The organism is Lentilactobacillus diolivorans DSM 14421 (assembly GCF_001434255.1).
GTDB lineage: Bacteria > Bacillota > Bacilli > Lactobacillales > Lactobacillaceae > Lentilactobacillus > Lentilactobacillus diolivorans.
This window is the reverse complement of sequence record NZ_AZEY01000105.1, coordinates 37757-59043: the sequence shown is the minus strand read 5'-3', so window position 1 is coordinate 59043 and position 21287 is coordinate 37757. Positions and strand designations below refer to the sequence as shown.

The 21287-nt window shown below is 41.7% G+C and carries 25 protein-coding genes and 1 riboswitch; of the genes, 17 read left to right on the top strand and 8 right to left on the bottom strand.

What is annotated here, in order from left to right; genetic code table 11:
• Positions 1 to 334: 334 nt before the first annotated feature.
• Positions 335 to 961, bottom strand: a complete 627-nt coding sequence (locus tag FC85_RS13500) for an LVIS_2131 family protein (protein ID WP_057866045.1) — start codon at positions 959 to 961, stop codon at positions 335 to 337.
• Between the two features lie 91 nt (positions 962 to 1052).
• Here FC85_RS13500 and FC85_RS13495 point away from each other — a divergent pair, with 91 nt between their 5' ends.
• Entirely contained in the window at positions 1053 to 1991 is a 939-nt protein-coding gene (locus tag FC85_RS13495; protein ID WP_057866044.1) for a linear amide C-N hydrolase, read from the top strand.
• Between the two features lie 20 nt (positions 1992 to 2011).
• Here FC85_RS13495 and FC85_RS13490 read toward each other — a convergent pair whose 3' ends face one another.
• Positions 2012 to 2818, bottom strand: a complete 807-nt coding sequence (locus tag FC85_RS13490; protein ID WP_057866043.1) for a Cof-type HAD-IIB family hydrolase — start codon at positions 2816 to 2818, stop codon at positions 2012 to 2014.
• Positions 2819 to 3044: 226 nt separating this feature from the next.
• A riboswitch (TPP riboswitch) is annotated at positions 3045 to 3134 on the top strand.
• 281 nt (positions 3135 to 3415) lie between these two features.
• Between FC85_RS13490 and FC85_RS13480 the strand changes: the two genes are divergently transcribed.
• The 5 genes from FC85_RS13480 (at position 3416) to FC85_RS13460 (ending at position 6777) form a co-directional block, all read left to right on the top strand.
• Positions 3416 to 4009, top strand: coding sequence for an ECF transporter S component (locus FC85_RS13480; protein WP_057866041.1), 594 nt, complete (start codon positions 3416 to 3418; stop codon positions 4007 to 4009).
• Between the two features lie 17 nt (positions 4010 to 4026).
• Positions 4027 to 5457: an ABC transporter ATP-binding protein gene (locus FC85_RS13475; protein ID WP_057866040.1), complete on the top strand. Its 1431-nt coding sequence runs from the start codon at positions 4027 to 4029 to the stop codon at positions 5455 to 5457.
• Complete coding sequence (locus tag FC85_RS13470) at positions 5454 to 6107, top strand: energy-coupling factor transporter transmembrane component T family protein (RefSeq protein ID WP_057866039.1); 654 nt, start codon at positions 5454 to 5456, stop codon at positions 6105 to 6107. Before FC85_RS13475 ends, FC85_RS13470 begins: the two co-directional genes overlap by 4 nt.
• Before the next feature lie 100 nt (positions 6108 to 6207).
• Positions 6208 to 6522 carry a hypothetical protein gene (locus tag FC85_RS13465; protein ID WP_057866038.1) on the top strand — a complete coding sequence of 105 codons (315 nt, stop codon included), beginning with the start codon at positions 6208 to 6210 and terminating at the stop codon, positions 6520 to 6522.
• A 72-nt stretch (positions 6523 to 6594) separates the two neighbouring features.
• Positions 6595 to 6777, top strand: a complete 183-nt coding sequence (locus FC85_RS13460) for an LBP_cg2779 family protein (protein WP_057866037.1) — start codon at positions 6595 to 6597, stop codon at positions 6775 to 6777.
• A 179-nt stretch (positions 6778 to 6956) separates the two neighbouring features.
• Here FC85_RS13460 and FC85_RS13455 read toward each other — a convergent pair whose 3' ends face one another.
• The 5 genes from FC85_RS13455 to FC85_RS13435 form a co-directional block, all read right to left on the bottom strand.
• The gene (locus FC85_RS13455; RefSeq protein WP_057866036.1) at positions 6957 to 7778 is read right to left on the bottom strand and encodes a hypothetical protein; all 822 of its coding nucleotides are present in this window, start codon (positions 7776 to 7778) and stop codon (positions 6957 to 6959) included.
• A gap of 106 nt (positions 7779 to 7884) precedes the next feature.
• On the bottom strand, positions 7885 to 8130 hold the full coding sequence (locus FC85_RS13450; RefSeq protein ID WP_057866035.1) for a zinc ribbon domain-containing protein: 246 nt from the start codon (positions 8128 to 8130) through the stop codon (positions 7885 to 7887).
• Between the two features lie 6 nt (positions 8131 to 8136).
• A complete protein-coding gene (locus tag FC85_RS13445; protein ID WP_057866034.1) occupies positions 8137 to 8493 on the bottom strand; it encodes a hypothetical protein in 357 nt (118 codons plus the stop codon).
• A 446-nt stretch (positions 8494 to 8939) separates the two neighbouring features.
• Positions 8940 to 10100 (bottom strand): hypothetical protein, encoded by a 1161-nt coding sequence (locus tag FC85_RS13440; protein ID WP_057866033.1) that lies wholly within the window; start codon positions 10098 to 10100, stop codon positions 8940 to 8942.
• A gap of 414 nt (positions 10101 to 10514) precedes the next feature.
• Positions 10515 to 11489, bottom strand: a complete 975-nt coding sequence (locus tag FC85_RS13435; protein WP_057866032.1) for an asparaginase — start codon at positions 11487 to 11489, stop codon at positions 10515 to 10517.
• A 93-nt stretch (positions 11490 to 11582) separates the two neighbouring features.
• On the opposite strand from FC85_RS13435, the gene FC85_RS13430 reads away from it, so the two are divergent.
• From FC85_RS13430 to FC85_RS13400, 7 genes are all read left to right on the top strand, one after another.
• A complete protein-coding gene (locus tag FC85_RS13430; RefSeq protein ID WP_057866031.1) occupies positions 11583 to 11954 on the top strand; it encodes a hypothetical protein in 372 nt (123 codons plus the stop codon).
• 135 nt (positions 11955 to 12089) lie between these two features.
• A complete protein-coding gene (locus FC85_RS13425) occupies positions 12090 to 13175 on the top strand; it encodes an ABC transporter ATP-binding protein (RefSeq protein WP_057866030.1) in 1086 nt (361 codons plus the stop codon).
• 10 nt (positions 13176 to 13185) lie between these two features.
• Positions 13186 to 13995 carry an ABC transporter permease gene (locus FC85_RS13420; RefSeq protein ID WP_057866029.1) on the top strand — a complete coding sequence of 270 codons (810 nt, stop codon included), beginning with the start codon at positions 13186 to 13188 and terminating at the stop codon, positions 13993 to 13995.
• On the top strand, positions 13995 to 14816 hold the full coding sequence (locus FC85_RS13415; protein ID WP_057866028.1) for an ABC transporter permease: 822 nt from the start codon (positions 13995 to 13997) through the stop codon (positions 14814 to 14816). The genes FC85_RS13420 and FC85_RS13415 overlap by 1 nt, the downstream gene beginning before the upstream one ends.
• On the top strand, positions 14813 to 15883 hold the full coding sequence (locus FC85_RS13410; protein ID WP_057866027.1) for an ABC transporter substrate-binding protein: 1071 nt from the start codon (positions 14813 to 14815) through the stop codon (positions 15881 to 15883). Before FC85_RS13415 ends, FC85_RS13410 begins: the two co-directional genes overlap by 4 nt.
• Positions 15884 to 16307: 424 nt before the next feature.
• Positions 16308 to 16637 (top strand): hypothetical protein, encoded by a 330-nt coding sequence (locus FC85_RS13405; RefSeq protein ID WP_057866026.1) that lies wholly within the window; start codon positions 16308 to 16310, stop codon positions 16635 to 16637.
• Between the two features lie 200 nt (positions 16638 to 16837).
• The gene (locus tag FC85_RS13400; protein WP_147008502.1) at positions 16838 to 17389 is read left to right on the top strand and encodes a hypothetical protein; all 552 of its coding nucleotides are present in this window, start codon (positions 16838 to 16840) and stop codon (positions 17387 to 17389) included.
• Between the two features lie 20 nt (positions 17390 to 17409).
• On the opposite strand, the gene FC85_RS13395 is transcribed toward FC85_RS13400, so the two are convergent.
• On the bottom strand, positions 17410 to 18033 hold the full coding sequence (locus tag FC85_RS13395; RefSeq protein ID WP_057866024.1) for a Type 1 glutamine amidotransferase-like domain-containing protein: 624 nt from the start codon (positions 18031 to 18033) through the stop codon (positions 17410 to 17412).
• A gap of 178 nt (positions 18034 to 18211) precedes the next feature.
• On the opposite strand from FC85_RS13395, the gene FC85_RS13390 reads away from it, so the two are divergent.
• The 4 genes from FC85_RS13390 (at position 18212) to FC85_RS13370 (ending at position 21231) form a co-directional block, all read left to right on the top strand.
• Complete coding sequence (locus tag FC85_RS13390; RefSeq protein WP_057866112.1) at positions 18212 to 19651, top strand: MFS transporter; 1440 nt, start codon at positions 18212 to 18214, stop codon at positions 19649 to 19651.
• A gap of 156 nt (positions 19652 to 19807) precedes the next feature.
• Positions 19808 to 20023, top strand: a complete 216-nt coding sequence (locus tag FC85_RS13385) for a hypothetical protein (RefSeq protein WP_057866023.1) — start codon at positions 19808 to 19810, stop codon at positions 20021 to 20023.
• A 159-nt stretch (positions 20024 to 20182) separates the two neighbouring features.
• The gene (locus tag FC85_RS13380) at positions 20183 to 20434 is read left to right on the top strand and encodes a hypothetical protein (protein WP_057866022.1); all 252 of its coding nucleotides are present in this window, start codon (positions 20183 to 20185) and stop codon (positions 20432 to 20434) included.
• 305 nt (positions 20435 to 20739) lie between these two features.
• Complete coding sequence (locus FC85_RS13370) at positions 20740 to 21231, top strand: zeta toxin family protein (RefSeq protein ID WP_057866020.1); 492 nt, start codon at positions 20740 to 20742, stop codon at positions 21229 to 21231.
• Positions 21232 to 21287: the final 56 nt, after the last annotated feature.

Here is a 21287-nt window from a genome sequence, read left to right as displayed (position 1 = left end):
TGGCTGGGTTTTAACTGCGAATGGCCTTGTTACTTTAGTTAAAACGTGCAAAAGCCAAGCAGCTTCCGGCCATATAAGGCACTGTTTTGCTTATTTCTTAACTGCGAATGGCCTTTGTTACTTAGCCAAAACGTGCAAAGAAACCGCAGCTTCCGGCCATATGAGGTTTCCAGCTTGGCTGGGTTTTAACTGCGAATGGCCTTGTTACTTTAGTTAAAACGTGCAAAAGCCGAGCAGCTTCCGGCCATATAAGGCACTTAACCCCAGATTCAAAACAGGAATCTGGGGTTAAGTGCCTTATATTCTGGAAGCTAAGCGCTCGGTTTTGCACTCTCTACTTCAACACCTTCATAAACGATCGATCCGGGATTCTAATCAAACTGAAACGGTCTGCTTGTCTCCCTGCGTGCAGACCAATTCCATTAAAGAAGTTTTTCTTATAGGTTGTGGTCACAGTACCAACCCACGCATGTTGATATCGCTGGTCCAGATGGTTCAACCACTCCTTGTTCCACTTATAGGCCTGCGCCTGCACGTTTAGGTTACTCTCACCAGAAACGACCGTCGCATTCAAACTATCATCCTCATATTTGCGACCCTCAACGTAATATGTATACCGCTGAATCGGCTTCCGGCCATTGCCATTCTTAACCGTCACATAATCAGATTGATCCGCTTGATATTGAACAATCAGCGGCTTGTAAGTGTATGACGTCCGCACGTTATTTTTATTTAACTTGCGAACATCCTGGAAGAATGTTGTGTACGACATCCCCCAAAACACCAACAAGAACACAATCAATTCGGCCATTGAGATGCCAAAATTTTGCCAGGTAAAGCCTTTCTTCTGGGTAACAATCAAACGCAGCCGACGACCACGCATGTTGTAAATCATCCAGATAAAATAGATAAATAGAATCAGCCAAAGGCCCATTCCAACTAGGTTCCACGCGGATTTCATACTATTTCCCCTTTTACTTGTTATTGCCTTCAGTTTACACTAAATTATAGGTAAGTGCGATAATGTCAAACAATTAAATGAGGTGATTCTTGTGTGTACCAGTTTAACTTTAACAACTTTAAACGACCATACTTTGCTGGCACGAACCATGGATTTTCCGGTACGGGCGGCCTGGAAACCAGTTTTAATTAATCAGACCAATTATGAAACCGCTTTATCAGGAACCAGGCCAGTCAGGTACCCCTATGTTGGTGGCGGTCGGATTGAGGGCGATAATCATATTTTGGTTGCCGATGGGGTCAACACCAAAGGCTTAACTTGTGCCGAGCTCATGTTCCCACTCAAAGCCCACTATCACGACGAGCCGGTCAACAATAAACTCAATCTAACCCCGCAAGACTTTTTACCGTGGGCATTAGGTGAACACGCGTCAATTGCCGACGTAAAAAACGATCTAACAACCATTGCCATCATTGGCAAAAATTGGTTGGCAGGTAACGAAATCTTCTCATTTCATTGGATCCTAACTGATAAATCAGGCCAAACCTTAGTCATTGAACCAACCGTTAATGGACTTGAAGTCATTGATGATTCGATTGGCGTTTTAACCAACTCGCCAACCTATCCTGATCACATGAGACGTTTAGCAAAGAAACTGCACGTTAACTCATCTCTAAGCGAACTCCAAGTCAAGTCCGAAAATTTGATTCGCCGCCAACACTTACCAAGTGCCACCAACACGCCAACGACCCGGTTTCTGGTTGCCGCTGTCAATAAACTTGGCTTGCAACAAAGCCGGACCCAGGTTGATGCCCGGACTCGATTATTTAACGTTTTGGCCGAGGTGGCAATCCCCTATCAGCCAGCAATGGATCACCATCCCAATTTCAACTACACCCATTATTTGTCAATCCTTGACTCAACAACTCAAAGCTACTATTTCCGGTATCATGACTCAAATCAGATTTTGGCCGTTTCATTACCTGATTTGCTCAAAAGCCATCCCAAAGTCAACCAATTTCTAGCTTGATTTTTTCCAATCAAAGCTGATTAACCTAATAGTTGATCAATCTGTTTTTGAACGCCCTGCTCATTATTGTCATGGGCGGTAACCGCGGCAACTTTGGCTAACAAATCCGGTGCCGAATTCTTCATGGCATACCCTAATTTAGCTTCATTTAATAATTCAAAATCATTATTGTTATCGCCAAACGCCACAACATCATCGAAGGTTAACTGCCAAGACTGTAACAATTCATCGACCCCAGTTGATTTGGTTGTCCCACTGACCACAATATCGAGGCCGCCATTACCAGAAGCTGCGGCAGTCAATCGTCGGCTGAACTTGTGGTTAAATTTGGTCTGGCGCTCAAGTGGGCTGCCTTCTTCCCAAGTTGCTTCAATTTTATAAATTGGGTCAAAAACCATCGTTAAATCCGAGATTGATTGAAGATCTGGATAGAAATGTTCTGATTTTTTAAACCGTTTATTATTTTTGGATAAATTACAATAAGTCCCATCTCGACCAACTAAAATAATTTTGGCGCCAAAGAAGCTCGGATCTTTCACCAAGTAATCCAAGGCACTTTGCAAAACAGGATGATCGATAATTGTTTCTGAGATAATGACGCCATTTTCATCAACGACCAGAGCCCCATTATTGCAGACATACGAAACTGGGCCAGTGACATTATCAAACAGTGCCAACAAGTGTTGATACTGATTGCCGCTTGCTGAAATAAAGTGCATCCCATTAGCCGCCATCTTTTTCAATTGTTCTTGAAACAATTTCTCGTCAAAAGTACCCTCATTATTTAAAAAAGTCCCATCCATATCACTTGCAATTACTTTTACCAAACCAAATTCCTCCAATTCCTAATAATGCTCTACTAAAATCATACACTTATCGACCAATACCACGTCAAGGGATCTTGCAATCTTTTTCAGCTTAATTGCAAAGCCATTCCGACTAGACAAATTTAAATCGTTAAACTACTTAAGCGGCCGATTGCCGGTTTCCGGAGGCATCCAAATTAGGATACCTTGTCACGCCTGCTTATTTCTAGTATACTATTCGTGATCATACAACTATCTGGGGTGCCTTTCGGCTGAGAAAAACCCATCGAACCTGATCTGGATAATACCAGCGAAGGGAGCATATTCCGTTGTATCCGAATGGATAAAGTGCATTAGTAGATGACTTTGAGCAGAGCGGGACAAAAGGCGCTTAGCTTCCAGTGTAACCGAATTATCCGAATATTCTGAACCTGAATATTTGGATAATTCGACTACACGGCCGGAAGCTGCCTTTTGTCCCGCGTTTTTGCTTGGTAATAATCGAGTTGACACTAACAGAGACCGTTTAAAACGATTATTGTTCCAGCCTCTTTTTGCGTTTGCTTGGTTTTTCAAGGCAGCACTCCTCGTATGAAAAAAATATTGGGAGGTCTTGTTATGGACAACAAGGTTGAGAATCATCAGCAACATCAGCGCCAAAGTGCGTGGAATTTACGCAATATTATTTTAATTGCTTTAATTGCTATTTTTTGTGGGATTATTTTCTGGGGTGCCGGGTTCCTCTACACCGCCCTCACCGTTGCATTAACACCAATCGGTATGGCACCGGCTGCCAATGACTTACTAATGGGGCTTTGGACAATGGCTGGACCATTGGCTGGATTTGTGATTCGGACTTACGGTTCTGCTTTTCTGGGCGAGTTTTTAGGAGCTGCCGTTGAAGTCTTCTTAGGTGGTCAATGGGGTGCCGGGGCCTTTATTTCCGGCCTGGTTCAAGGATTTGGTTCCGAACTTGGTTTTGCGTTGACCGGCTACAAGCATTATGACTGGATTGGCCTTAATGCTTCAATCTTCACGACCGTTGTAATCACCTTTGCTTGGGATATCTATAAAAATGGTTATGGTCACTTTGCACTGCCAATGATCATCGGGCTATTTGTCATTCGTTACATTTCAACCTTTGTCTTTGGTGGTTTATTAACCAAGGCAATCGTGAAATTATTGAACCGGAGTAACGCATATAATCTGTAAAACAAGAGGTTTTTAAAATGACGGACGTTTCGATTACCCACTTCACCTTTCATTACCCTAAGAGCGACGTTAAGGTATTAAACGACATTAATTTAACATTCCACAGTAACCATTTTTCATTATTGTCAGGGCCCTCCGGAAGTGGCAAGTCCACGCTGCTTTATTTCATTGCTGGCCTATATCCTCGGTTTATCGGCCTTGATGCAACGGGAACCATCAAATTTGGTGATACCGACATTAAGCAAGTTCCCCGTGATCAAGTCAGTAAAACGGTGGCGATGATGTTTCAAAATCCTAATCAACAATTTGCAATGGACACTGTCATTCATGAAATGACCTTCGTCTTGGAAAATTTACGGATTGAACCGGCCAAAATGGACAATATTATTACCCATGCCTTAACTTTCTGTGGGATTGGTAACCTCAGATCACGCGTGATTAATACGTTATCGGGTGGTGAAAAACAGCGGGTTGCTTTAGCCTGCATCGTCGCAATGGACCCACCAGTGATTGTTCTCGATGAACCTTTTGCCAGCATTGATCCGGATTCACGATTAGACCTGCTGCATAAACTCAAGGTATTACAAACTGAACACGGTAAGACTATTATCATCGCTGACCACGACTTGGCAGATTATCAGTCACTTATCGATGAGTTCTATTATCTTGATCCAAAAAGTCATCAAATTAGTTTACTGGATGCCCCATCTGCCCAGAAGTTCTTTGAACATTTCAAGTCCACCCAGACGATCAACAAACGGGTTCCGCTGCCAAGTACATCTGACCCAGCTATCTTGAATATTCGGGATTTCAAATTAAATCCACATCATTCAATCCTTCTAAAACTGGATAATTTTAATTTTTACAAAGGTAAAATGACCTTAATTACCGGGGCTAACGGCATTGGCAAATCAACATTGTTCAATGCTTTAACGAAACTACTGGCCTATCAAGGGACCATTTCGTATGACGGCAAGAACATTCAAAAAATTCGACCGCTTAACTACGCCAAAAACGTGACATTACTGTTTCAGGATGCTGAAAATCAATTTCTCAACATTACCGTTAAAGAAGAGTTGGATCTATCCTTGGCAAACAAATTCACCGAGGCTTACTCGGCTGAAGATGTTCAGGGAATGTTACAGGCACTCGACCTAACTGGGCGCGATAACCAGGTTGTTTATTCCTTAAGTGAGGGTCAGAAGAAGAAATTGCAAATCGTGGAAATGTTGATTATGAACCCACCAGTTTTGTTACTTGATGAGCCGTTTAAGGGACTTGATTACCAGTCACTTCAAGTCATCGTTGGCTTTCTGAACGATGCCAAAAATAAGTTTGGCCAGACTCAAATTGCCATCTCTCATCAATTATCCGGCCTTGAAGCATTAATCGATTACCACGCCAACTTTAAAAACCAAAATTTGACTTACCAGGAGGTTGTGAAATGAATCCTGGATTAAAACTGTTGCTAGTCATGTTAATCGCGTTAGAAATTTCATTTACTCAGAGTTTGATCGTCAACGTCATCTTAATCGCTGTCAGTCTGATTTACATTTTACTTCATCGAATTAGTTTCAAAGCGCTGTTTGCCTTGGTCTTTTGGCCGCTGTTTCCCGCATTGGGGCTCTTTGTTTCACAGTGGCTGTATGGGGATGCCGGGATTCATTTCGCATGGATTCTGTTTACTCGGATCTACGCCTATGTCTTCTTGGGGGCAACTTTCACCCTCACCAGCAGTATTACTGACTTGGCACTCACCTTGGAACAGGATTTTCGGCTGCCTTCAAAATTCGCCTATGGTGTTCTGGCAGCGTTTAATTTGATGCCAAAAATTACAGAAGAGATCAAGATTATCAAGACTTCAGCGTTAATGCGCGGCGAAGCACTTCATTTCTGGTCGCCGGAATTGTATTTCAAAGCTATTTTATCTTCGATTCAGTGGTCGCAAAACTTGGCAGAGGCCATGACTTCTCATGGTTTCGTTGAAGATCAAGACCGCACCCACTATAAGATCATCAAAATCACAACCTTGGATTGGGCACTGTTAATTGTCCTATTTGCGGCCGTTCAGGCTATGCTCTACTTCATCAGATACTAACTGGCGGCCCACTGATTTTATTAGTTGTTCACCCACTTCTTCCTTTTTTGTTTTATACTTGATTCTAAGAAAGAAAAGAATTGGAAGAAGGCATCTAACTATGAGAGCAAACGTATTTGCATTTGCATTCGGAATTTTCGCACTAGTTGTCGGTATCGCAGTTGATATTTGGGGATTTGTGAATCAATTTGAAAGCTTACAAAGTGCGCAGGTGGTCTTAATTGGCAGTATTATTCTGGCAATTGGGTTGGCATTTTTATCAATTCCCAATCGGATTGAGCGATATGCGCTCCAAGCAATCATCGCAATCGGGCTACTCTATTATTTTTACATCCAGACAAATAACTTCTGGATTGGTCTTGTTGTCACCGCGATCCTAGTTGCTTTAATCGAGTATGGCCTTAGACATCGTTAAATTGTGTCCGATTCCACTTTTATTGCTATAATGGAACTATAGCAATACGATTTATCAAACGGAGGAATTAAGATGGCAGAAGAATTTAGTACCCTAGCTGAAGAAATCATTAATTATCAAAAGAAGCACGATATGCCAGACACAGCATTAGCATTTAATTTGCATATTTCCGTTGAACGCCTCCACGATATCAAATCAATGGAGTCCTCCCCGACAGCTGAAGAGAAGAAAACGATCGAATCGTTCATCCGTTAACAATGAAAAATAACAAGCTGAATGAAAGCCAGAATATACTAATGGCATTAAGATTCTTTCAGCATCCGATAAAATAAAGGCCCTGTAAAGTTGGTTAAATGAAAACCAACTTTACAGGGTCTTTATTGTTAATAAATTGATTAAATTTGAGATTGCTTAACCGTCATAATGGATTGTTGCTACCACCACGGTCCCCAGCCACCGTTGCCACCACCGAAGTGATTACTGTCAAACCAGCCCCAGAAATAACCTTCACCAAAATTATCATTTCCAGCAGTCGACCAATCAATATGCGAACCAGGATGGATCAACTTACGAATCACTAACCAAGGAACCAAGATTGCCAAGAATAACCAGAAAGTGACTTTGCCCCAACCCGGACCGGGCTTAATTTTTGAGGTTGTGGCAACATGCTTCGTGATAAATGGCTGGTAGCGGTCAAAATATGCCATCACGCTTGATCCATTTCCTTGTTTACTTGGTAGTCGGAAATTCAGAAGCCATGTTTGTAGATCTGAGGTTGCTGTATCTACGTCATCTGAAGGCACAAAGATGGTGTGTAATTGTGACTTAGCCGGATAAACGATAATAAACGAAACGTGTTGTCCATCGCGACCGGCTTGCTGTGCGATTGCCGTTTGCCGATCCTCATTTACATGAACTGGTACCTCGTTATGGGCATTTCTTTGCAAAACGTTTTCTGTAAATCCTCGAAATGACATAACTGCGTCCTCATTACGCGTTCCAAAGGCCGGATCATTCGTTACTGCATCAGGTAACCTTTTCAAGGTATAAACCCAAATTGCCGGGTGATTTCTGTCCCGCTGCCACCGTCGATTAGTCTCAATAATCCGCTGCCGTTGCGTTGCCGATAATAAATGCCGCTGATCCTGAATCATTGGCCGCGAATTTATTTGTGCATGAACAATTGTACTCAGCCCACAAATTGTCAGCAACGTCATTAAACCAATCAGCCATTGCCATGACCTTTTCTTAAGCAATACCCTCATCCCCAAGTGAAGTTGATACCTTGATTATGACACTTTTAAGTCGTGAAACAATCCCTGGTTTCAAATTTTACTTGCGAATCAATTTTGACAGTGTCAATTATTTCGATCTAAAAAACAACTTTCGCCAAAATGACTGATGGTGTGTCTTAGCTAAACTTTTGGTTTCTTCGTGATACCGCGCCATCCCCTCTCGAAATGGGTTATTCGCCATTCGGTTAATCGATGGTTGCTTGGGCTCGGTTTGTGCCACCGGTAATCGCCGATGACAATGTGGACACACAAGGTCACCCGTTTTTAATTTAGCACCACAATATGGACAAAATGAAAAGTCTTCAGCTGTCATTTTTTATTACCTCGATTTAGTCTGATGCTGCTGATTACGTTGGCGACGTTTTTCAGCCTCACCCTGTTGCTTAGCGGCATTTTGTTGACGCAGTTCGACCTGCTTTTGCTTTTGGCGATTCTCTTCATCAACCAATTTCTGGTTGGTTGCCTTCAATTTTGCCACCATAAAGTTCCAAGCACCGATTATTAAATAAACACTGACAATCGAATAAGGAACCGTCCACCATGGAAAATACGAGCCGTTTTTGTACACAAGTGGCCCTATCAAGTTATATAAAACCATCAAAACAACAATTAAGGTGGCTGTTTGTAAGGTGTCCCTTAACCACTTTGGTAAACGAGAATTGGTTTTCTTTGGCATGGTCTTCTATGTCTCCCTTCTTAAGTGGTTATCCCAAAAACCGACACATTAAATAATAGCTGATTAGACTGAAAGCGCTTGAAAGCCCAGCAGTTCCCGGCCATATAAGCCCACCAATCAAATATTCAAAACCAGAAATAGACTGGCTACCTAGCCGAAACGTGTGAAGCCAAGCAAACCCCGGCCATATAAGTACTTCAACCAGATATTCTGAAACTGGAGATCTTGGACTGGCTACCTAGCTGAAACGTGTGAAACCAAGCAGCTCCCGGCCATATAAGCCTCCCAACCTAATATTCAGACCCAGAAATAGGCTGGCTACCTAGCCGAAACGTGTGAAGCCAAGCAGCTCCCGGCCATATAAGCCTCTCAACCTAATATTCAGACCCAGAATATTAGGTTGAGAGGCTTATATTCTGGGAGCTAACCGCTTGGTTTCCCACTCTTTATACATTATTCTCCACCAAATAAGCCCTAAAGTAATCAAAAGCCATTTCTCTGATAGATTCCACACCGATTTTTCTTGTCAATTCTTCGTCCTGCTCATCCACATCCAGCAACTCCACCGTTACCAGACCACTCGCAAAATCAAAATTTGTTGGATAACCAACAAAATTATCCTGGTTGGTCATTTCGAATCTAATCAAGCGATGATACTGAATTGCCTGCGTTAAGACATGAACCAAGATATCATCAGCGTTGTCAAATGCTCGGTCTGCATTTAATACCGGTAACGCAAAGTTCTTAGCCGCTTTATTTACCTTAACGAATTGATCAATAATCTTTAAATAATCCGCATCCGTAATGAACCGCTTAATATCATCATACCGAATCCAAACATAGCCACCAAACTGACCATTCATATCAACAACCATCATCACTAATTCACGCGAATTGCTGGCGATAATTTGACCAACATAAAAATATCGCCGCTTGTCATTCGTATCAATGATGAGCCATTGACCACTCTTACGCAATTTTTCAGCTTCCACCACAAATTGATCCGGATCAGTAACCGTTACGTCTTCAACGTGATTTTTCGGATCAATCAGTGAAAGCGCGTCTTCCAATAATTTCAATTCAGTGCCACCAAATTCAATACCACGGATATCGGTATAGGGAATATCAAAAACTGGTCGCTTTGAAAAATCAAATTTATTTAAATTCAAAAATGTTAAGTGATCCGGTTGAAGTTCCTGGATCAAACCTTCGTTATAGGTTAGCTTGCCGTTTTCGATGGTAATGACCAAGGCCACTTTTGTATCTTCATGAAGGGTTTGAACCACCCTGTCAAACAACGTGTCGCTCATTTTAATCGGCAAATCAAAAGATGGATTAGCTGACAGGTGATGCACTTCATCAAAAGAAATCCGCTCCTTTATATTTGCCAAATCATAACTATCCGTTTCCACCGACTTAACCGAACTAATTTTCAAATAAACTTCCCCGTCTTGAAGACCATAATCGTTATAAGTTAACATGATAAAATCAGTTGAACTTAAAAATTGAATGATCCCAGTATAGACAATGTCACTGTCGTTTTGGAATGCATTAATTAACGATTCATCAATTTGGGCAGTTCTAAGCTGATCATACAGTGTTTCCAAGGGTGCACCTTCTTTCTAAATCTATCATTATAAATAAAAATGCTTACATTGTTAATAGTACTTCATTGGTTAATTATTTAGTGAAATTATGCTTGGAATGGTTGCGAAATGGGTGAAACTAAGCAAGCTGCCAGGCATATAAACACTTAGACCAGATATTTCAAAACCGAGAACATCTGGTCCTGGGCTGGCTACCTAGCCGAAACGTGTGAAGCCAAGCAGACCCCCGGCCATATAAGTACTTCAACCTAATATTTTCTACTCGGAGATTTGGGACTGGCTACCTAGCCGAAACGTGTGAAATCAAGCAGCTCCCGGCCATATAAGCGTCCCTTATCCAATATTCAAGCCCGGAATATTGGATAAGGGACGCTTATATTCTGGGAGCTAAACGCTTGATTTCATACTCTGTTTTTATGACACGGCATTCCTCACAAAATGGGCCAAACTCTTCCCACTCTTCTCATCGCTTAATCCCACCAGCAACTTAATTCTTGCTTTTTGGCCATTCAACCCTTGGCACAGGATTAAGCCCATTTTCTTCAATTGAATGCCGCCGCCCTGATAGTCATAGATATCCTGGGCCACACCGTTATAACATCTTGAAACCAGCACAATTGGGATCTGCCTATCCAACAACTTCTGGATTGCCGGCAATGTTTGCGGCGGCAAATTTCCCGCTCCCAGTCCTTCGATAACCAATCCCTTGGTATCCGATTGGTTAATTGCGTCAAACAGGGTGCCATCCATTCCGGCATACGCTTTAATCAAATAGACACCACTAACCACATGATCAATGTCGGCAACTTCGGTTTGAATCAATTCCTGGAAGTATTTAGCCTTGTCTTGAGTCACAATCCCAATTGGCCCAAACGTTGGTGTTCTAAACGTCGCTACGTTTGTTGTATGCGTCTTGGTTACAAACCGTGCCGTATGAATTTCATCGTTCATCACCACCAAAACACCTTTGCCATATGATTCATCGGTAGCAGCAACTAAAATCGCATTTCTAAAATTGTACAGGCCATCAGACCCAATTTCATTTGATGACCGCATTGCCCCGGTCACAACGACCGGAATTGTATTTGGCAACGTTAAGTCAAGAAAATAAGCGGTCTCTTCAAGTGTATCAGTCCCATGAGTAATGACCACACCGTCAATCCCATCAGCAATCGCCTTGATAATCCGCTGCTTAATCTTTAACATCACCTCGGGCGTTACGTGCGGTGAAGGTAAATTAAACATTTCATCGGTAATTAATTTGACCTGTCCCTTTAAAATTGACTGTTGTTCCGCAATCGGATTTTCATCGTTAGGCACGATTTCACCCTTGTCATTTTGAGACATTGAAATTGTCCCACCAGTATGTATTGCCAAAATTGTTTTCATGATCTGTTTTTACCCTCCATCATCCTGTTAATCTCCATTATTGTAACGTAGAATGTAAGTAATTGCCTAACACCAAAAGAAAGAAGTGAGCTTATGGCAAATTCTGATAGATATTATACGCCTCAAGATTCAAAAGATGCTGTGCGTCAAATCGAAAAATTATTTAATAAATATAAAGATGCCCCATTAACTCAGGAATTAGTTGATTATCATCAAAACTTGGTGAACCGATTAAAAACTGATATTATGCAAGCGGCCAAGAATGAAAACGTTGCGTCACGAGTTGAATCAATTGAATCCATGATCAACGTTATGACCCGCTGGTTGCAAATCCGCCTGTCAGGTCAACCCTTTAACGGCAAAATGGCCGGCTTCAAGTTTGTCGCCGACAACGCTAAGCCGAGCTTCAAACGACGGGTTCACAAGATCAAAGGTGGCGGCAACCACCGTGCCAGCCGACACTAGACCCACGATCCTCATTTTTAGAAACGGCTCAATGGTTTTCTACTATATTGGTAAAACTAAATCTTGTACACAACCCGTTCATCTCGTTATAATATATTGTTCCATTATTTTTACCCAACTAGGAGGATTGGTGCGTTGAGCAAAACGATCATTGAATTAAAAAACGTCTACAAAAAGTACGACGACTTTACCGCCCTTAAAAACATCAACTTTACACTAAATGCAGGAGAATTCTATACGCTTCTGGGACCTTCCGGATGTGGTAAGACCACGATTCTTCAATCAATTGCCGGCTTCACCGAAGTTACAAGTGGTCAAGTCCTATTTGATGGTAAGAAAATTAACGACATCCCCGCCAATCAGCGACCCCTTAACACCGTTTTTCAGGACTACGCGCTATTTCCAAATATGAACGTGTATGACAACGTTGCTTTTGGCTTGGTCGTCCACAAAGTCAGTAAAGATGAAATTGAAACCAGAGTTCACGATGCACTCAAATTAGTTCAACTTGAACAATATGCGCATCGGGAAATTTCTGAGCTTTCCGGTGGCCAGCAACAACGAATTGCCATTGCTCGGGCCATTATCAATCGGCCCAAGGTGCTCTTACTGGATGAACCCTTATCAGCTCTTGATGCCAAACTCCGTAAAGATATGCAGTATGAATTGCGTGATTTACAACAACGTTTGGGCATCACATTCCTATTCGTCACTCACGATCAAGAGGAAGCTTTGGCAATGAGTGATCATATCTTTGTCATGAACAAGGGTGAGATTCTCCAAAAAGGATCACCAGTTGATATTTATGACGAACCGATCAATCATTTTGTTGCCAACTTTATCGGCGAGAGTAACATTATTCCGGGAAAAATGGTTGCCGATTACCAGGTCGCATTTTTAGGTCACCAATTTGAATGTGCCGACGCCGGGATGCGCCCAAATGAACCAGTTGAAGTGGTGATTCGACCTGAAGACTTGGTCATTACAACGCCGGAAAAGGGCAAACTCCAAGTTAAAGTTGATACCCAACTGTTTCGTGGCGACTATTATGAAATCATGGCAACCGACAATCAAGGCGACGAATGGTTAATCCACTCAACGAATGCCACCAAGGATGACGCTGTGATTGGGCTAACTTTTGGTCCAACTGACATGCATATCATGCGTTACAACGAAACGGAAACCAAGTTCAATCAACGCTTGGAAACCTATGAAGATTAGGGGGCTTATCATGAGACGAAGTTTCAAAACCATGTTTTACACGCCTTACATGCTCTGGTTGGTCCTCTTTGTGATCTCACCGGTTGCCTTAATTGTCTATTATTCATTCTTTAATATTCATCATCAGTTTACCTTCTCAAACTATCAAGAATTCTTTTCATCAGGTACTTATTTAACCATGACGGCTAATTCAGTTCTGTACGCTTTTTTAATTACGCTATTTTCCATTCTAATCAGTTACCCAATGGCGTTGGTCATCAGTAAGCTAAAGCATCGCGACCTCTGGATTCTACTGGTTATCCTGCCAACGTGGATTAACCTGCTGTTAAAAGCGTACGCCTTTATTGGTCTCTTGAGTCACGATGGTCTGGTTAATAACATTTTCCAGTTTTTTGGCCTGCCGGTTCAGCACATGTTGTTTACGGACGCCAGCTTCATTCTGGTCGCTGCTTATATTCAAATTCCATTTATGATCCTGCCGATATATAACTCGATGACCGATATCAGCGAGTCATATATTAAAGCCAGCCGGGATTTAGGGGCGACAAATTGGCAAACCTTAACCAAGATTATCATTCCACTAACGATGCCGGGGATTAAGTCCGGTATCCAAATTGTCTTCATCCCTTCCCTATCCCTTTTCATGCTTTCCAGATTAATTGGTGGTAATAAAGTCATTACATTGGGAACTGCCGTTGAAGAACATTTCCTAACAACCATGAATTGGGGAATGGGGTCGACGATTGGTGTGGTTCTGATTATTTCAATGGTGATTGTTATGTTGCTGACAACCACTAAACGGAACAGGAGGCGATCATAATGGCCAATCGTTCATCAAAATTAGGAAGATTGTATATTATTATTGTTTTCTTACTGCTCTATATTCCAATTGTTTACCTGATTCTGTATTCATTCAGCAAGGGTACCACCATGACTAATTTTAATGGGTTTACGTTGACCCACTATGGCGAATTATTTGCTGATAAACGAATGTTGGCAATCTTTCTGGACACCATTCTAATCGCCCTGCTGTCATCGACTTTCTCGACCATCATTGGAACAATGGGCGCATTGGCGGTCAACAACACTAAGCGGCGGCATCAACGTGAAACCCTGTTATCGCTTAATAACATCCTGTTGGTTTCACCAGACGTTATCATCGGTGCCAGCTTTTTGATTTTCTTTACTGCACTGAAGGTCCCATTAGGGTTCTGGTCAGTGCTGCTAAGCCACATTGCCTTTGAAATTCCGATTGTCCTGTTAATGGTCTTGCCGAGACTGGATGAAATGAGTCCATCACTCATTAACGCGGCCAACGATCTTGGTGCTACGACCGGCCAAACCCTAAGCAGAATTGTTCTACCGGTTATTCAACCAGGAATTATTGCCGGCTTTTTCATGGCGATTACCTATTCTCTGGATGATTTTGCCGTTACCTTCTTTGTAACTGGGAACGGATTTAGCACCTTGTCCGTTGAAATTTACTCACGAGCCCGCCAAGGGATTAGTTTGGAAATTAATGCCTTAGCCGGAATTATGTTTATCTTCTCGTTAATTCTTGTTGTCGTGTACTATTTCATTGAAAATCACAACGCTAGTAAACTAAAGAAACAGGATAAATTGGAGGTGACCGGAAAATGAAAAAGTTTGCGATGGTGTTTATCGCGATCCTTGCCATTTGTGCCGGTCTCGCCTATGGGAGTAATCAACTCACCAAATCAACCGGTGATTCGGGCAATAAAGTTCTCAATTTATATAATTGGGGTGACTATATTGATCCCAACCTTCTGACCAAATTTCAAAAAGAAACCGGTTATCACGTCAATGTGGATACCTTCGATAGTAATGAAGCAATGTACACCAAGGTACAGCAGGGCGGCACTAACTATGATTTAACCGTCCCCAGCGATTACATGGTTCAAAAGATGAAGGCTGATCACCTGCTTGTTCCGTTGGATAAGTCAAAATTGACCGGTCTCAATAACTATGGGGCTTCATTTATGAATAAAAGTTTTGATCCTGGTAACAAATACTCAATTCCCTATTTCTGGGGTACACTAGGTATTATCTATAACGACCAGGATGTTAAAACGGGTTCTTTAGAACATTGGAATCAGCTCTGGAGTAAAAAATATCGAAATGACATTATGCTGATTGACTCAGCTAGGGATATTATGGGCTTCTCGCTCATTTCCATGGGTCATTCAGTAAACACAACCAATTCTCGGGAAATGATTGCTGCCAAGGATAAACTTAATCGGCTGTCACCAAATGTCAAAGCGGTTGTCGCCGATGAAATTAAAATGTATATGGCGGAAGGTGAAGCACCGGTAGCCGTTGACTGGTCCGGTGAGGCGACGGAAATGATGTCGCAGAACGCGCACTTGCACTATGTGGTGCCAACCGAGGGCAGCAATATGTGGTTTGATAACCTGGTTATCCCCAAGACGGCCAAGCATTACAAGGCAATTTATGCGTTCCTGAACTTCATGAGCAAGCCGGAAAACGCGGCACAAAACGCTCGTTATATCGGTTACTCGACCCCAAATACAGCAGCATTTAAGCTACTGCCGAAAAAGGTCCGGGAAGATAAGCAGTTTTATCCGCCGCAAAAGGTCATTGATAAACTGCAGGTGTATCGCAACCTGAGTGCCCAGAAGGTTCAGCAGTATAATGATTTGTATTTGGAGTTTAAGATGAACAAGTAAGAGTGCGGAAAAAGGCTGATCCCGGCCATATAACTAAACAATCTCAATGTGCCTGGTTTTGGGCACATTGAGATTGTTTAGTTATATGGCCGGGATCAGCCTTTTGGAGCACATTTCAGCTCGGTTAATAATCCATTCCACCAATATGCCTGGTTTTGGGCACATTGAGATTGTTTGGTTATATGGCCGGGAGCTGCTGCTTGGCGCACATTTCGGCTCGGTTAATAGTCCATTCCCTCAATATACCTGATTTTGGAACATTGAGATTGTTTAGCTATATAACCGAGAGCAGCCCCTCGGCTTGAACGCACATTTCAGCTCGGCACGACGAAAAATCCAAAATATCTCTAACTACCCCAAATTCCGAATAAAATTAGCCAATCCCAACCAAAAGCATTAAACTGAATAGTGAGGTGAAAATATAATGGCAAGAAAAAATAGAAAGCACGATATTATCATCGATATGGACGAATTTATCGTTACATATGCGGCGACCCTCTTGGATCCCAAAAAGAATCTTTCTCAAATCGTTTATGATGCTGCTAAAGACGACATTACAAAGCTTGATGATTTATTTAAAGACAATGGTTTTGGCCGTCAGAATAAATTTTTCAACATCGGCGAAGGGTTTGTCCGTGACTATGATGGCTTGGATGCAGAAGAAGCTAAAACGCGGGCAACCCAATTAGCCAACGAAGCAATTGACTATCTTGGCAAAAACACCGCATATTTTGAAAGATGGCGCACTGACTAAAATCTGGGCCAATCTAATTAGATCAACAATAAAAATTTAACCAGCAAAGGACCCGCTATTTGAAGCCTCAATGATACTTCAAATAGCGGGTCCTTTCTCAATTGCTCTGTCGCATGCCATCAAATCGCAATTCAATCTATCAGTCGACCGACTTTCGTGCTATTCTCATAGTAACTTATTAAACAAATTGGACGGTGATCATGATGAGAATAATCAAAACGGTTATCAAATATTGCTATTTCGTGCTGAGTGGTTTGTTGGCATTCTTCTTAGTCCTGCTGTTTTATGGTTCAATCACCTTTCCATATCTCGTGGATAAAAGTGGTGCCAGCGCACTTCAATTCCAAATGAATTATAGCCTTGTCGATCTTTACTTCTTATTTAATTTGTTGATTCTTCTCCCGATTATCAGACATTATCTGCCTCGTCTATACAGCAGCAAATCCGTCGCTTTTGAAACATACAAAGATAAAGCAATGAAACTTCATCATCAAGATATTCAGAACAATCATAAAGGCCACTCATGGACACCTGATCACGTCACATCCAACCCGTGGGAATATAGCGCTTCTCAAACACAGTCTTATGGAGATGTTTCAACCTGGGGCTTTAACATCTTCAAAAACTCTGTGATTAATATTCTGGTTATCTTGGTTGGCATCTTATTTCTAATTCCCATCATCATTCGCCGAGGAAAACAGACATCAAAAGCAACGAAATCGACGGTTAAATCGCCATCATCCAAGGATTAAATTTTGCACAACAAGCTTCGTCATTTGAACCGCCGAGCAGCATTGTCACTAATGACTACGCCCTCATCATTAGCGATTCGAATCACATGATTATGAGTTGCCGTTTCCCATTTTGAAATTTTTTCGGCTAGCGTTGGATCCTGAACAAAATGTTGATCATAGTGCGGATAAATTCTAATGTCTGTCACGTGAAGGCCACTAATATCTTTATCGTGAAATAGATTGTCTTCAGGATAAATGGCTTGATATAATCCAAGATCAGGCCCCAAAACAATCGCACCGGCACTAATGCCATATGTCGGCACTCCTTTTAAAATAAGTGTTCTGAGCACCTGCCCCATCCCGGATTCTTTCAAACTATGCAACAAAAAGAATTCATAACCCCCATTTAAAATGATAGCTGCTGCCTGCTTTAACACTGCAACATCATCATGATAAACATCAAACAAGATTGGCCGCAAAACATCTTTTTGGATTAAGGTGTTTTTTAGTGCGATCATTTTAGGATGCTGTTTTCCTTCCTTAACTGAATTAACAATAATTACAACCGGCCGATTTTTGTTTCCATCCGCCATTAACTCAAAAAAGGTGTGCGTAATAAGATCAGTAACAAATGCTCTTGAAGATAATAAAATGCTAGTCATTGCACAACCTCCGATACCTGTTCTGCTCACAAGTTTATTGCTCATTATATCACTCGAAGCTTAGCCGTTGAGCATGTTTATCCAAGCAAAATTCATTAGTTTTCTCCCAACCTGCGTATAATGAAGCTGAATTAATCGCATAAAATCTTTATCGTATCTGAGGGGGTAAAACAAAATGATGAAGAAAACACCGACTACCCAAACGACCACGCAAAAAAATGGTTGGTGGATTTTAGTTTCAATTGGGACGTTCGCGTTTATGTCAAATTTGGATGCTAGTATTGTTAATATTGCCATGCCGATTATGTCCAAGCAACTACACGTGCCAATGAATGAAATCGAATGGGTGGTTTCCGCATATTTGATTATCTTAAGCGCCTTACTGCTGTTTTTTGGTAAACTGGGCGATTTATATGGCAAAATCAAAGTCTTTCGGATTGGAACCGTTGTGTTCATCGCCGGTTCGTTTATTTCCGGTTTACAAATTAATTTTCCATGGTTACTCGTTGGCCGAGCCGTTCAAGGAATTGGCGCGGCAATGACCCTGTCGAATACGTACGGTATCACAACCTCGACTTTTGGCGTAAAAGAACGTGGCCGGGCAATGGGGTTTGTCGGAACGTTTGTCGCATTGGGAGCCATCGCCGGGCCCGGATTAGGCGGCCTGATCCTATCGCAATTATCTTGGGGATATATTTTCTGGGTCAACTTACCGTTTGGCATTTTTGCAATCATTCTGGGCGCCGTTGTGATGCCCAAAAACTATCAAACAACTGGAAAGGGAATCGACTGGTTCGGATTTCTTAACTTTTCGTTATTAATTTTCGGCCTGTTTCTTGGCGTCTTCCTGGGGCAGGAGATTGGTTACACAGCCCCATTACCACTGATTCTATTCGCGATTGCAATTATCACATTCTGGGGCTTTATTCACACGGAAAAGCGGGCAAAGAACCCACTAATGCCGCTATCCTTGTTCAAAATCAAACCGTTTACGTATGGTTTGGGAGCGGCTGTCCTGATTTTTCTGTCCAACTTCTTTACCGTGGTCATCATCCCATTTTACCTGGAAGATGCGCGGGGACTAAGTGCTGGGCAAGCCGGCGCACTACTCATTATTTTTCCGGTCATTATGGTCTTTGCCGGTCCACTTGGTGGTTGGTTTGCTGATCATTACTCTCAAGCCAAAGTTGCCACGATTGGTCTGGCAATTGTCGCATTCGCCCAGGCGCTCTACTATTTCCTAAGCTTGACAAGTCCAATCTGGGTCTACGTTGTGATCACGGTGATTATGGCAATCGGGACTGGGCTCTTCCAGTCACCAAACAGTGATATCGTGATGTCTGTCGTTCCAAAAGATCAGCTTGGGAGCGCTGGCAGCCTGAATGCACTGGCCCGAAACATCGGCATGATTTCCGGAACCGCGTTATCAACCAGTACCCTTTTCGTTGGCATGAGCCTTAAAGCCGGCTTTCATATCACGACTTATCTGCCAAGCCAACCAGAGACGTTTATCTTCGGGATGCACATTGCGTTCGCTGTTTCTCTTGTAATTATCATTGGAGCCTTCGTGCTTTCAGTCATGCAAGGCAAAGCGGTAAACCCGGCTGATTTGAAATAATCGCTGATAAAATCGGCTAACTCATTGAATTGTTCTTGGGTCTCTCAAATCTGAATCCACTGTAAAATTAAAAATGTTAAACCACCAGCTTATTGATAAATAACTGTATAATTAAGTTGGAACTGTGGATCAGGCCTTGCAAAAGGGGGGTCGATCATGATGAAATTCAACAAAAATTTTTATAAGACCTACGTTTTTTGGCTTGGAATTATTGGTGTCGCACTGAGCTTCCTGGTTGTCTTTGACTCGACACCGCCAATGTTCAGTATTCGCTGGTGGATCGCCTTAATTGTTGGGATTGCAGCCTTACTGGGAATTATTTTTGTTGGACCACGGGCAGTAAGCGAAGCTAATAAAAATAAAAAGCTTTGACTATCATGATATGTATCAAAAAAGCTGAGAAAAAATTTATCTCAGCTTTTTTGGTGTAATCAACCAATTTGAATAAATGCTTATTCCAGATTTTCAAACAAACTTCATAAAAACTTGTTAGAATGTCTTCAAAACATTTAAGGAGATTAACTAATTGATATGAATGACAATTATAAAGAACGTCGACTCAGCCGAATTAAGCACCAGATTACATGGTGGATTGTCTTTCTAGCCTTGTTTCAACTATTCTGGAAATTATTATTTTTAATCTTTCAAAATTTTATTGAACAACTTAGCTCCGTCAATTACTTTTCCCTGGGCGGCTTACCGTTGCTTTTCTTGATTCTGATCGTTATTGCAATTCCAACACTCATACTGACCCATTGGTTACTGGGAAAGCTGGATTGGTAACCAAATTAGCAAGCACCTATTCTCGAAGCTAAAACATCCAAAAACACAAGGAGAAAAAAGCATTGCGAACATGGTCATCATCTCAGTTAACATGTCTTGGCTTTTCATTTTTTGTGATTGGCGGTGGCAGATTATTTTTGTTTTATAATAAAATGACCAATTTTGCACGAACGCTATGCACAATCCTCATGACTTGCGGCATTGCAGTGTTGGCCGTTTCATTAACGAAATACCAAAACAAAAGGAACCAATAATCAACCCTAAGGTAAAAATTCGATTCCATAATTTTAGGGGGACGATAATTAATGGTACCAATTTTAATCCTAATCCGCGGTAATTCTGCTAGCGGCAAAACTGTATTAGCGAAGAAACTGCAAGCCCATTTCGGCTACCAAAACTGTCTCCTGCTTCAACAAGATGTCCTGCGTAGAAATCTGTTACATGCGAATGATCATCCTGGTACTCCCGCCATTAGTCTGATCGAAAGCTTAGTCACTTGGGGTCAAAATCATTATCCAATCATCATTTTGGAGGGTATTTTGCGAAAAGACGTCTACGGACAAATGCTAGAACAAATTAGTCAGCAATTCGGTCACCATGCATTCATTTATTACCTCAATATTTCTTTTGAGCAAACTTTAAAACATAACGCCAAAAAGCCACAGCCATTTTCATCAAAACTGCTTGAGAAATGGTGGTTACCCAATGATTACTTATCACCTGACGACCGCCTTCTCGTAAACGGGAATACAGATATCTTCCTGAAAAAAATCATTTCGGATATAAATGACTTATAATTAATAATAAACTAGAAATATTAAAATTAATTTAGACATTATTGGCGCTCTGCCCA